This is a genomic window from Pseudomonas sp. TE24901 (assembly GCF_054058375.1).
Map to the genome: position 1 here is coordinate 48,000 of NZ_JBSSAF010000018.1, position 11,942 is coordinate 59,941.

General features: G+C 64.1%; 10 protein-coding genes. 4 read left to right on the forward strand and 6 right to left on the reverse strand.

The genetic code is table 11. The features are described 5' to 3' along the window. Genes ACVWVP_RS27510 through yghU form a run of 3 tightly spaced genes read left to right on the forward strand, consistent with a single transcriptional unit; the run spans window position 1 to window position 3,447 of the window. The gene (locus ACVWVP_RS27510) at window positions 1–1,170 is read left to right on the forward strand and encodes an efflux RND transporter periplasmic adaptor subunit (RefSeq protein ID WP_457409137.1); all 1,170 of its coding nucleotides are present in this window, start codon (window positions 1–3) and stop codon (window positions 1,168–1,170) included. Next, window positions 1,163–2,608: an efflux transporter outer membrane subunit gene (locus tag ACVWVP_RS27515; RefSeq protein WP_457409139.1), complete on the forward strand. Its 1,446-nt coding sequence runs from the start codon at window positions 1,163–1,165 to the stop codon at window positions 2,606–2,608. The genes ACVWVP_RS27510 and ACVWVP_RS27515 overlap by 8 nt, the downstream gene beginning before the upstream one ends. 2 nt (window positions 2,609–2,610) lie before the next feature. After that, a complete protein-coding gene (gene yghU / locus ACVWVP_RS27520) occupies window positions 2,611–3,447 on the forward strand; it encodes a glutathione-dependent disulfide-bond oxidoreductase (RefSeq protein ID WP_457409140.1) in 837 nt (278 codons plus the stop codon). On the opposite strand, the gene ACVWVP_RS27525 is transcribed toward yghU, so the two are convergent. The 5 genes from ACVWVP_RS27525 to ACVWVP_RS27545 form a co-directional block, all read right to left on the reverse strand. Then, entirely contained in the window at window positions 3,444–4,136 is a 693-nt protein-coding gene (locus ACVWVP_RS27525) for a GNAT family N-acetyltransferase (protein ID WP_259174572.1), read from the reverse strand. The genes yghU and ACVWVP_RS27525 overlap by 4 nt on opposite strands. Before the next feature lie 173 nt (window positions 4,137–4,309). Next, window positions 4,310–5,152: an oxidoreductase gene (locus ACVWVP_RS27530; protein ID WP_178919674.1), complete on the reverse strand. Its 843-nt coding sequence runs from the start codon at window positions 5,150–5,152 to the stop codon at window positions 4,310–4,312. A 99-nt stretch (window positions 5,153–5,251) separates the two neighbouring features. Beyond that, a complete protein-coding gene (locus ACVWVP_RS27535) occupies window positions 5,252–6,178 on the reverse strand; it encodes a sugar ABC transporter substrate-binding protein (protein ID WP_178919675.1) in 927 nt (308 codons plus the stop codon). A gap of 19 nt (window positions 6,179–6,197) precedes the next feature. After that, entirely contained in the window at window positions 6,198–6,977 is a 780-nt protein-coding gene (locus ACVWVP_RS27540; RefSeq protein ID WP_259174574.1) for a TIM barrel protein, read from the reverse strand. After that, a complete protein-coding gene (locus ACVWVP_RS27545) occupies window positions 6,974–7,993 on the reverse strand; it encodes a Gfo/Idh/MocA family oxidoreductase (protein WP_457409143.1) in 1,020 nt (339 codons plus the stop codon). Before ACVWVP_RS27545 ends, ACVWVP_RS27540 begins: the two co-directional genes overlap by 4 nt. Window positions 7,994–8,177: 184 nt before the next feature. Between ACVWVP_RS27545 and ACVWVP_RS27550 the strand changes: the two genes are divergently transcribed. Beyond that, the gene (locus ACVWVP_RS27550; protein ID WP_457409145.1) at window positions 8,178–10,151 is read left to right on the forward strand and encodes a sigma-54 interaction domain-containing protein; all 1,974 of its coding nucleotides are present in this window, start codon (window positions 8,178–8,180) and stop codon (window positions 10,149–10,151) included. Between the two features lie 74 nt (window positions 10,152–10,225). On the opposite strand, the gene rtcR is transcribed toward ACVWVP_RS27550, so the two are convergent. Next, complete coding sequence (gene rtcR / locus ACVWVP_RS27555; RefSeq protein WP_457409147.1) at window positions 10,226–11,809, reverse strand: RNA repair transcriptional activator RtcR; 1,584 nt, start codon at window positions 11,807–11,809, stop codon at window positions 10,226–10,228. Between the last annotated feature and the right edge of the window lie 133 nt (window positions 11,810–11,942).

Here is an 11,942-nt window from a genome sequence, read left to right on the forward strand (position 1 = left end):
ATGTCCGTTTCTCTTTCTAAACCGAAGTCTTCCCGTGGGCTGCTCTGGCTGATCGTCGGCGGGGTGGTGGTGGTTGCCATCGTGGGCGTGGGCATCGGCGTGCGCGCCAATGAGTCCCGTGACCTCAAGACCTGGACCGACGCGCAGGCGCTGCCCAGCGTCAAGCTGATCAAGCCGTTGGTGCAGGCCCAGGGCCCGGTGCTCAACCTGCCGGGGCGCATGGAAGCCTATTCCCGTGCGTCGATCTTTGCGCGGGTCAATGGCTACCTCAAATCCTGGAACGTCGACATCGGCACCCGGGTGAAAGCCGGCCAGGTGCTGGCTGAAATCGACACCCCGGAACTCGACCAGCAATTGCTGCAGGCCCGCGCTACCTTGGCCTCGGCCCAGGCCGATGCGCACCTTGCCGAAACCACCGCCAAGCGTTGGCAGGCGATGCTGGCGACCGATTCGGTGTCGCGCCAGGACGTGGACGAACGCACCGGCGACCTGACCGCCAAACAAGCCAAGGTGGCGGCGGCCAAGGCCAATGTCGACCAGTTGGTGGCAACCAAGGGCTTCCAGCGCCTGGTGGCGCCGTTTGCCGGCGTGGTCACCGCCCGCAGCACCGACGTGGGCGCACTGATCAGTGCCGGTGGCGCTGCCGGCAAAGAGCTGTTCGCGGTGGCCGACGTCAGCCGCCTGCGCGTGTACGTGCAGGTGCCACAGACCTTTTCGCCGCAGATCCGCGAAGGCACCACGGCGCGCCTGAGCGTGCCGGAATACCGTGGCGAAACCTTCACCGGCAAGGTGATCGCCACCGCCGACGCGGTCAATGCCGCCTCCGGCAGCACCCTGGTGCAACTGCTGGTGGACAACCCGGGCGGGCGCCTGCTGCCGGGCGGCTACACCAGCGTGCAGTTCGACTTGCCGGTGCAGGCCGATGTGCTGCGGGTGCCTTCCAGCGCCCTGGTGTTCGATGACCACGGCATGCGCGTCGCCACCCTCGACAGCACGGATCACGTACGCTTCAAGACCGTCAGCATTGCCCGCGACTTTGGCGACAGCGTGGAAATTGCCAGCGGCCTGCAAGCGAACGAACGTGTGATCGACACACCGCCCGATGGCCTGGCCGACAACGATGCGGTGCAATTGGCGGACGCTCCAGCCGAGGTCAAGCCCCATGGCTAAGCGCACTCTCTTCGGCCTGGTCGCCACCTTGAGCCTGGGGGCGTGCTCGTTGGCGCCGCCGCTCAAAGTGCCCGAAACCCCGGTGGCGGCGCAGTTTCATACCCAGGGCCCGTGGACGGTCGGCGCGCCTAACGACCAGGCCAGCCGTGACGGCTGGTGGCACATCTACAACGACCCGCAACTGGACGCGATGCAGCAGCAGTTGCTGAAGAACAACCCCGACCTGAGTGCGGCATTGGCCCATTACGAGCAGTCCCAGGGCTATGTGGCCCAGGCGCGTTCGGGGCTGTTTCCGACAGTGTCGGCCATCGGCAACGGCCAGCGTATTCGCCAGTCCGACACCAAACCGCTGCGTTCGGCCACCTCGCCGAATGTCTACAATTCGGCCACCCTGGGCCTGGAAGTCGACTATGAAGTGGACCTGTGGGGCCGCGTGCGCGACACCGTCGCCGCCGGCACCAGCGACTCCGAAGCGGCCAAGGCCGACCTCGCCTCGGTGCGCCTGAGCCTGCAGGCGCAATTGGCCGACAGCTACATTCGCCTGCGCGGCATCGACTGGCAGAACCAACTGCTGGAACAGACCCGTGACGCGTACGCCAAAGCGTTGGGCCTGACCGAAGGCCTGCACGGCGGCGGGATTGTCTCCGGCCTCGACGTGGCACGGGCGCGCACGCAACTGTCCACGGTCAAGTCGCAATTGAGCCAGAGCCTGGTGCAGCGCGCGGTGCTGGAGCATTCGATTGCGGCGATGCTGGGGGAGTCGGCGTCGACCTACTCGGTGGCGGTCAACGTTGCGCCGATCGCCTTGCCGAACGTGCCCACCGGCGTGCCGTCGAGCCTGCTGCAACGCCGGCCGGACATCGCCGCCGCCGAGCGCCGCATCGCCGCAGCCAATGCACGCATCGGTGTGGCCAAGGCCGCGTGGTTCCCGCAGATCACCCTGAGCGCCCAGGGCGGTTACCAGAGCGATGAGTTTGCGCGCCTGCTCAGCGCGCCGAACCTGTTCTGGGCCATCGGCCCATCACTGGTGGGCACGCTGTTCGACGGCGGCGCGCGCCAGGCTCAGGTCGACATTGCCAAGGCCGCTACCGATGAAGCCGCGGCCAAATACCGGGGCGTGGTGCTGGGGGCGTTCGAACAGGTGGAAGACAACCTCTCGCAGATCGCCGGGCTGGGCAGCGCCCTGGACGACCAGCGTGATGCGGCGGCCGCTGCGCAATATGCCGAGGACCTTTCCACCGCGCGTTATCGCCAGGGCGCCGTGGCCTACCTCGATGTCGTGACCGCCCAAGTGGCGGCGCTGGAAGCCAAGCGCACGGTATTGCAACTGCAAACCCAGCAATTGAGCGCTAATGTGGGCCTGATCAAGGCACTGGGTGGCGGCTGGAACGTGACGCAACTGGCGGCGTCGAACCCTATTCAACCCAAGGAGCAGTAACGATGACTGACTACGTACCCCCGAAAGTCTGGACCTGGGACACCGAAAGCGGCGGCACTTTCGCCAGCATCAACCGGCCTATCGCCGGAGCGACCCACGAGCAGGAATTGCCGGTGGGCAAGCACCCGTTGCAACTGTATTCACTGGCCACGCCCAACGGGCAAAAGGTCACCATCCTGCTCGAAGAGCTGCTGGCCCTGGGGCACAGCGGCGCGGAATACGACGCCTGGCTGATCAAGATCGGCGACGGCGACCAGTTCGGCAGCGGCTTTGTGGGCGTCAACCCGAACTCCAAGATTCCCGCACTGCTGGACCGCAGCGGCGCCACGCCGATCCGGGTGTTCGAGTCGGGGGCGATCCTGCAATATCTCGCGGAGAAGTTCGGTGCGTTCTTCCCTACCGAGCCGGCGGCACGTGCTGAATGCCTGTCGTGGCTGTTCTGGCAAATGGGCAGCGCGCCGTACCTGGGCGGTGGTTTCGGGCATTTCTATGCGTATGCACCGAGCAAGATGGAATACGCGATCAACCGCTTTGCCATGGAGACCAAGCGCCAGTTGGACGTGCTCGACCAGCGCTTGGCCGTGAGCGAATACATTGCCGGGGATGAGTACACGATTGCCGACATTGCGATCTGGCCTTGGTACGGCGGCCTGGTGAAGGGGCGGTTGTACGGCGCGGCTGAGTTCCTGTCGGTGCATGAATACAAGCATGTGCTGCGTTGGGCGGACGCCATCGAGGCACGGCCGGCCGTGCAGCGCGGGCGCAGGGTCAACCGGGTGTCCGGCGAACCGCATGAGCAACTGCGCGAGCGGCACGCCGCGAGTGACTTCGACGTTTAGGCATTGCGCTTGAGGGTGGTCAACTGCAGCGTCGTCCGGTGGCTGAAACCCAGGGCTTCATAGAGGCGGATGGCCGAGGTGTTGGTGGTGACAACGTGCAGGAACGGCACGGTGTCACGTGCGAGCATACGCTCGGCCAGCGCCACTACCATCCGGCCGCCCAGGCCTTTGCCGCGGTGGCTGGCGGCGGTGCATACACCGCTGATCTCCACCGCGCCTTGCAACTGAAAGCGTTCGCCGGCCATGGCTACCAGCTCAGGGGCGCGCACGCCAATATAGTGCCCGCATTCCCGGGTACGAATTCCAAACGGCCCTGGCTGGGTCTGGGCTGCCAATGCGAGCATCTGATCGGTGTCGGCGGCGCCCAGGGCAATCCATTGCGCCCGGTTTTCCAACGCTGGTGTGACGAGCTGCGAGCAGGTGAATTGCTCCACGGTCGTCTGGTGGATGATCTGCCATTCGGAGGAGGGGTGGACCGCCTGCGCGCTGGGCAATGCCACCACTTGGCCGGGTGTCGTCATCTTGGCCAATTGAACAAAGGCTTCGGCCGAGGGTTCGGCCAAGCCGGCAAAGGGCGTGACGTCGCAATGATAGAGCGCCGCCAGCGTGCCGGCATTGCCCAGGTGGGCGTGGCTCCCCGTCAGGCTGTGCCAGACGGGGTTGTTCAAGGCGATGTCCAGTGGGGTCATGGCAGGGGCTCTGCAGGGATCAGGTGAGTGAACTCTACGGCCCGTGCGCTGTTGCGGCTATTGTCGCAAACGCCATTATTGAGACCGTTCACGCCATCACCTGCAGGCGCCTCGGTGCATCAGGTACACCGAGTCGAGGCCATCGCCGGCAAGCCAGCTCCTGCAGGGTTGGGTTATCCAAAGTCGGTTGCGCGGGAAACGCTTTCCCAGGCGCTGATCTCGGCTTGCAACGCTGTGAGCTTGGCCGTCACATGCTCCACCGCGTCATTGCCCAGCAGCAAATGCGCCGGTGGCTCGGCGCTTGCCACCACCTGCATCATCGCCAGGGCCGCTTTTGCCGGGTCGCCGTCCTGTCGCCCGCTGCGGGCGTGCCGCGCCGCTCGTACGGCATCAAACGAGGCGTCGTAGTCGGCAATGCTGCGTTCGGCCCTGATCATTGAACGCCCCGCCCAATCGGTGCGAAAGCCCCCCGGTTCAATCGCGGTGACGTGAATGCCGAACGGTTTCACCTCTTTGCCCAACGCCTCGGAGATGCCTTCCAGCGCAAACTTGCTGCCGTGGTACACGCCCAGGCCGGGGAAGGTGGTCAAGCCGCCCATCGAGGTGATGTTGAGAATATGCCCACGACGGCGCTTGCGCATAAACGGCAGCACCGCCTGGATCATCGCCACCGCGCCGAACACGTTGACTTCAAATTGCTGGCGTACATCGTCCAGGGACGACTCTTCCAGCACGCCCTCAAAGCCGTAACCGGCGTTGTTGACCAGCACATCGATCGCGCCAACGTTCTTTTCGATCTCGGCCACCACGGCCGGGACAAACAGGCTGTCGGTGACATCCAGCAAACGCGCAAAGGAGTAGCCGGGTTTAATGCGGTCGAACGCGTCGATGGCCTCGGGCGTGCGCACGGTGCCGACGACGCGTTCGCCGGCAGCCAGCAAGGCCTCGGCCAGGGCTTTGCCGAAGCCGGAACTGATACCGGTGATAAGCCAGGTTTTCTGGGGTTGTGCAGGCATGGTGATCTCCCGTGAGTGTGCCTGGGATCTTTCTCCGTTAAGGCCAGGCACACAATCGGGCAGAAGCTGCTCAGGCTTTGAAGCCGTGCTTCACAATATTTACTTGTAGCGCTGCTCAAACACCGCCACTTGCTCGGGTTTGATCAGCTCGAAGGGCACCCAGACTTCCGGCTCGATGGGCTCACCCTTGATCATCCGGATGGCTGCCTGCACGGCCTGGGTCGCCTGGGCCTTGGGGTCCTGGAACACTGAAGCGGCAAGCTGGCCGCGTTTGATGGCCGCCAGACCGTCCGGCAAACCGTCGATGCCGATGATCGCCACGTCACCCTTGGCCTTGCCCGCCTGTTGCAACGCCATGGCGGCGCCGATGGCCATTTCGTCGTTGTTGGCGACGATGGCATCGAACTGTGTGCCCGCCAGCAGCCAGTTGCTGGTCAGGTCCATGCCCTTGTTGCGTTGCCATTCCGCGCTTTGCTGCTCCACCACCTTGATCCCGGGGAAGTCCTTGAGCACCTGCCTGGCGCCTTCGGTGCGGTCATGGGTGGCGTTTTGCGCGAGGTCGCCCATGATGATCGCCACGTTGCCCTTGCCACCGAGTTTTTCCGCGAGGTAGCGCATCTGCAACTGCCCAGCCTCGATGTCGTTGGAGGCCACGGTGACCACGCCCTTGGGCAGGGTGCGTTCATCCGGGTGGCGGTTGACGTACACCAGCGGCGTCTTCGCAGCGACGGCGGCGCGGGTCATGTTGGCGGTGGCGGCGGTGTCCACCGGCAACACGATCACGGCGTCGACCTTCTGATTGAGAAAGCCTTCGACCTGATTGAGTTGGCGCACCACGTCGCCCTGGGCGTCTTCGAACTGGATCTGCACATCTTGCTGTTTGGCGGCGGCTTCGAGGCCGGTGCGCACATAGGTCATGAAGTTATCGTCGACCCGGGCGATGCTCACTCCGATACGGTAAGCGGCGAAGGTCCATTGGCTGAACAGCAGCAACAGCGTGGCAACGAGCAATGAATAGCGATGCATGAGGGTGGTCCTTTTATTGTTATAGGGTGAAGGCCTGGCGGAAACGCTCCAGGGCCAATTCGCTGTCGCCACTGGCCCAGCCTTCGAGGCCGACCACGCCGGTGTAGCCCATGGTGTGCAAGGCCCTGGCGATGGCCGGGTAGTGGATTTCGCCGGTGCCGGGTTCCTTGCGGCCCGGCACATCGGCCACCTGGATTTCACCGATGGAATCGCCGGCGCGCTGGATCAGTTCAATCAGGTTTCCTTCGCCAATCTGCGCGTGGTACAGGTCCAGGTTCATCTTCAAGTGCGGGCTGCCCACGGCTTCGATCAGCGCCAGGGTATCGTCGGCACGGGCGAAGGGCGTGCCGGGGTGGTCGACCTCGGTGTTGAGGTTTTCCAGCAGGAACACGCGGTCGGCGTCCTCGCCCAGGCGGGCGATTTTTTCCAGCGTCTTGCAAGCGCTCAGCCACATGCGTCCGGTGGTCTGGCTGACCGGTTGCACGGGCAGGCCGCCTTCACCCAGGCCGGTGCCGTGCAAGTTGAGGCTGGGGCAGTTGAGTTGCTCGGCGATGCCGATGGATTCGCGGGCGCTGTCGAGCAATTGGCGGATGCCCTCGGGGTCAGTAAGGGTGCCGCTGATGTAGCCGGTCATGGAGGTGAAGTCAGCGCCCGTGGCGGCGAGGGCGCTGATGTCCTTGTCGGTCCAGTTCCAGATTTCCGCACTGAACCCCAATTGATGAATGCGCTTCACGCGTTCGATGAAGGGGAGGTCGAGAAAGACCATCTCGGCGCTGATTGCCAGCTTGAAAGGGATCATGGGCGGGCGTCCTGTACGGCCACGGCCTTGCCGGTTTCGAATGATTCGATACAAGCGCGCGCAATCGCCAGGGCGGCGCGGGCGTCTTCGCCGCTGGCCATCGGCTTGGCGCCCGTGCGCAGGCAGTCGGCGAAGTGGTTGAGTTCGGCGATGTAGGCGTCGCGCAGCAGGTCGGTGTCCATGCGCTGGGTGTCGGCCTGGATGCCCTGGGCCAGGTAGCGCACCAGGTCGGAATCGTTGAGGCTGCCCATGCTCAACATGCCTTCGCTGCCGAACACTTCGCCGCGCACGTCGTAGCCGTACACCGCCTGGAAGTTGGCTTCGGCAGTGGCGATGGCGCCATTGTCGAAGCGGATCGCAACCACGGCAGTGTCGAGGAAACCTTTGCTTTTGAAGGCCGGGGCGATCAAGGCGTCGGCCATCACGTAGACCTGCACCGCCTCGGCCCCGGGGTTGAGATAACGCAGGGTGTCGAAGTCGTGGATCAGGGTTTCCAGGAAGATCACCCACTGCGGCGAAGCAGCCGGATTGTTCAGCGCCGGGTCACGGGTCAGCGAGCGCAGCAACTGCGGGGTGCCGATACGGCCGGCAGCGACATCGAGGTGGGCGGTGCGGAAGCTCTTGGCGAAACGCCGGTTGAAGCCGACCTGCAGCGGCACTCGGGCGTCGGCTGCAGCCGCGATGGCACGGTCGGCTTCGTCGAGGGTGATTGCCATGGGTTTTTCGCAGAAAACGCCCTTGCCGGCGCGGGCGGCGCTGATCACCAGTTCGGCATGGCTGCGGGCGGGGGCGGCGATGATCACGCCGTCGATGTCGGGGTCGTCGAGCAACTGTTGCGGGTCGGTGTAGACCTTGGCCACCCCCAATTCAGCGGCGAGGCGCGCGGCCTGGGCTGGAGTAGGGTCGGCAATCGCCACCAGGCTGGCGCCGGGGATGTGCCGCGCAGCAGTCAGGCCGTGGAAGCTGCCCATGCGACCGGCACCGATCAGACCTAGGCGGATGTTCTGTGTACTCATGAATTGACCTCTTCTTATTGTTGGCCTCAGGACGGTCCTGATGGGCAATGAGGTAGGAGCAAGGGCTGTGCCAATTCATAAGCTACTGATATTTATCGATTAATTAATCTTTATAAACAAAAAGTGTTCATTTAAATGACATGTCTATACTGACATGTCGAAAATATGAACATGGGCACCCCTGATGAGCATGGCGTTCAGCGTACAAGACCTCGATTACCTCACGGCCCTGGGGCCTGCGGCGTTGAACGATGGCCCCGTTCCAGCCCTGGAGCAGGCGTGGCTGGCGTGCCTGTCGGGTGAGGTCGAGCGCCCGGATGGGGTGCGGCAGGTCATCTGGGATTCATGGCGGCGCAGTGTCGAGGCGGGGCTCGACCCGGCTGACAGCGCGTATCGCTTCGTCGCCGATGAAACCCTGGCCGCCACCCTGGCCGCCCACCGCGTCCTGATCGCCGCCGCCGCACACGTCATGCACGGCCTGCTGGCCTACAACCCGCGCGGGCATATCAACCTCACCGATGCTCACGGCACCACCTTGTACTTCTGCGGGCTGGATATCACGCCGGTCGGCAGCCGCCTGCTGGAGTCGGTGCAGGGCACCAATTGCACCGGCCTGGCCCTGGCCGAAGACCGCCTGGTGTATGTGCTGGCCGAAGAAAACTTCGCCACGGGCTTGCGCCAGCGCCGCATGCACTGCGCCGCCGCGCCGATCAAAAACGCCCAGGGCGAGACCCTGGCGATGCTGACCCTCACCGCCGAACCTGGCTGGTTTCACTTCCATACCCTGGGCACCGTGCAGGCCGCAGCCGAAGCAGTGTCGCGGCAGATGGCGCTGCACGGTTTGCTGGAAGAGCAGCAAGCCGTGCTCGAAGTGCTCAACGAAGGCTTGGTGGTGCTGGATGAGCGCGGTTGCATCAAAGCGCTCAACCGTTACGCGCGGCAACTGTTCGGCGTGGGCCTGGAGCTGATCGGCAGCCCGTTCCAGCGTTTGGGCCGCAGCGAGTTGAGCGACGTGCTGGCCGAGCCGGTGCGCGACCTCGATTGCACTTTTCACCTGCAGGACCGTAGCCAGCTCGCCTGCCTGGTCTCGGTGTGCCCGCTGGAGCAGGGCGGGGTGATCGTCTCGCTGCGCGAGAACCGGCGTATCCGCGAGATTACCCGGCGCATCATCGGCACCCAGGCCCGCTACACCTTTGAGACCATCCAGGGCGGTTCGCGGGCCATTCACGACGCCTTGCACCTGGGGCGCATCGCCAGTCGCAGCGATTCCACCACCTTGATCCTCGGCGAAAGCGGCACCGGCAAGGAGCTGTTCGCCCAGGCGATCCATAACGGCAGCGACCGTCATAAAGGCCCATTTGTGGCGGTCAACTGCGGCGCGATCCCGCGGGACCTGGTGCAAAGCGAGCTGTTCGGGCATGTGGAAGGCGCGTTCACCGGTGCCACCCGTGGCGGTTCGGCGGGCAAGTTTGAGTTGGCGGATGGCGGCACGATCTTCCTGGATGAGATTGGCGACATGTCCTTCGATGCCCAGGTGAGTTTGTTGCGGGTGTTGCAGGAGGGGGAGGTCACCCGCGTGGGTGCGAAAAACTCGCGACGGGTGGATGTGCGCATCATTGCGGCCACCCATCGCAACCTGAGCCAGGCGGTGGCCGAGGGCGCTTTTCGCGAAGACCTCTATTACCGCCTCAATGTGCTGAACTTGACGGTGCCGCCGCTGCGTATGCGCCGCGAAGACATCCCGTTGCTGGCGCGGCATTTTCTTGCGCGCTTTGCCCGCTCATTGCGCAAATCGGTGCAGGGTTTTGCGCCGCAGGCGCTGGCGTTGCTGTCGGCCTACGGTTGGCCTGGCAATGTGCGCGAATTGGAAAACAGTATCGAACGGGCGACCAACCTGGCCACGGGTGAGGTGATCCAGGTGAGCGACCTGCCACTGGAGACCCGTCACCGGGCGCCGGCACACGCCTATGAGCCGCAGCCCGCGCAAGACCTGAGCAGCCATGAAATGCAGGCGATTGCGGCGGCCTTGCAGAGCACCGGGGGCAATATCCGTTTGGCTGCGCGACAGCTCAATGTGTCGCGGGGCGGGCTGTACAACAAGATGAGCCGTTTGGGCCTGAACGCCGCCGACTTCCGAACAAGCGCCCCAACCCCGTAGGAGCCGGCTTGCCGGCGATGAGGCCCTTGATTTCAATGCATGCCTTGAGGTCGCCATCGCCGGCAAGTCGGCGCCTACAGGGGTTTGAGTTGCTTCCAGTCGATGCCGAAGCGCGCCAGGTATTTGCGCAGGCGGTCTGCGTCGTTCGGCTGGGCCTTGGCTTGGCGCGATACGCCGAACAGGCGGCGGCCGGCGTCGGAGAGGCTGTCGGCCTGCAGGCATACGTCGATTACCGCCTTGAGTTGCAACTGGTCGAACAGGTCCAGGTCGTCTGGCAGAAAGGCCTGCGGTTCGGACAGTCCCCAGGCGTAACGCAGGCGCCGGATCTCTTCTTCGACTTGGGCTTCATCGATGCGCCCGCTGTCGGCCAGGGTGGCCATGCGGGTGATTGACGCCGACAGCTCACGAAAGTTGCCCAGCCACGCCGCTTCGCTGGAGCTGGCGAACGCCAGGTAGCGGCGGCGTGCTTCCAGGTTGAAGCGCACGCGGCGGCCTTGTTCGCGGGCATGGCGCTCCAGTTCAAAGTCGATGTTCGGCTCGATGTCTTCCCGTCGGCCCGCCAGGCCGGGCAGGTCGAATGTCCACAGGTTGATCCGCGCATACAGGTCTTCGCGAAACAGTCCCTCGGCCACGCGCCCGCGCAGGTCGCGGTGGGTGCCGGCGATGATCAGGAAGTCGCTGGCCACTTCGCGGTCGGCACCCATGGGATAGAAGCGTTTTTCTTCGATGGCCTTGAGCAGCATCGCCTGTTCGTCCAGGCCCAGCTCGCCGATTTCATCAAGGAACAACATGCCGCCGTCCGCCGCACGCAGCAGGCCGTCGCGGGCGTTTTGCGCGCCGGTGAAGGCGCCTTTGATATGCCCGAACAACGCCGACATTGCGCCGTCGCCGCGCAGGGTGGCGCAGTTCACTTCGACGAAGCGCCCCTGCACTTGATGGCGGCTGCGCTTGAGCTCAAAGATGCGCCGGGCCAGGAAGGATTTGCCGGCGCCCGTGGGGCCAATCAGCAGCATGGGCGCGGTGGAGCGCACGGCCACCCGTTCGATCTGTTCGATGGAGGCATTGAACGCGCTGTTGCGCGTGGCGATCCCGGATTTCAGGAAGGCCAGGCCCTCCAGGCGCTGATGGGCAAAGCGCGAGGCAATGCGGTCGTAGCGCGACAGGTCGAGGTCGATCAGGGTGTGGGTGCCGGTGGCGGGCGCCGTTTCATCCAGGCGGCGCGTGGGGGAGGTCTGGACCAGCCGCGCCGGCAGGTTGCGCGCCTCGGTCAGCAGGAACCAGCAGATTTGCGCCACGTGGGTGCCGGTGGTGATGTGGACCAGGTAGTCCTCGTGCTCGGTGTCGAAGCGGTAGTCGGCGGTGAAGTCGTGCAGGGCGCCGTACACTTCTTCGAAATCCCAGGGGTTGTTCAGCGGCATCGGGTGCAGGCGCACGTCGGTGTGCGGCGAGACTTGCCCGATGTCGGCGCGTATGCGCTCGGCAATGCTGACGTCGCGGGCGTCGATGTCGTGGATCAGTTCCAGGCGATCAATCTGCAGGTCGTCCTGCTGGCACAAGCCAACGCTGGGGCGCCAATGGTTCCAGCGATTGGCGCCCTTGCCGACGCGATCCAGCTTGGAACCGATAAACCCGATGGCGACCGTGCGCTTGTGCTTCATGGATAGACCAAAATATAAGGAACGATAGGTAAGGATATGGATGTGATGAAAGGCCTGTCATGGCTTTTTCGTATAACTTTCTCGGTTAAATAGAAATATCTATTAAAAACAATTAGTTAAAAATTTTATGTGA

Excerpts from the sequence above, each read along its gene's own strand:
- ACVWVP_RS27515 (WP_457409139.1), top strand. The coding sequence starts at position 1,163 with ATGGCTAAGCGCACTCTCTTCGGCCTGGTCGCCACCTTGAGCCTGGGG.
- ACVWVP_RS27540 (WP_259174574.1), bottom strand. The coding sequence starts at position 6,977 with ATGATCCCTTTCAAGCTGGCAATCAGCGCCGAGATGGTCTTTCTCGAC.
- ACVWVP_RS27535 (WP_178919675.1), bottom strand. The coding sequence starts at position 6,178 with ATGCATCGCTATTCATTGCTCGTTGCCACGCTGTTGCTGCTGTTCAGC.
- ACVWVP_RS27530 (WP_178919674.1), bottom strand. The coding sequence starts at position 5,152 with ATGCCTGCACAACCCCAGAAAACCTGGCTTATCACCGGTATCAGTTCC.
- ACVWVP_RS27525 (WP_259174572.1), bottom strand. The coding sequence starts at position 4,136 with ATGACCCCACTGGACATCGCCTTGAACAACCCCGTCTGGCACAGCCTG.
- rtcR (WP_457409147.1), bottom strand. The coding sequence starts at position 11,809 with ATGAAGCACAAGCGCACGGTCGCCATCGGGTTTATCGGTTCCAAGCTG.
- ACVWVP_RS27550 (WP_457409145.1), top strand. The coding sequence starts at position 8,178 with ATGAGCATGGCGTTCAGCGTACAAGACCTCGATTACCTCACGGCCCTG.
- ACVWVP_RS27545 (WP_457409143.1), bottom strand. The coding sequence starts at position 7,993 with ATGAGTACACAGAACATCCGCCTAGGTCTGATCGGTGCCGGTCGCATG.
- ACVWVP_RS27510 (WP_457409137.1), top strand. The coding sequence starts at position 1 with ATGTCCGTTTCTCTTTCTAAACCGAAGTCTTCCCGTGGGCTGCTCTGG.
- yghU (WP_457409140.1), top strand. The coding sequence starts at position 2,611 with ATGACTGACTACGTACCCCCGAAAGTCTGGACCTGGGACACCGAAAGC.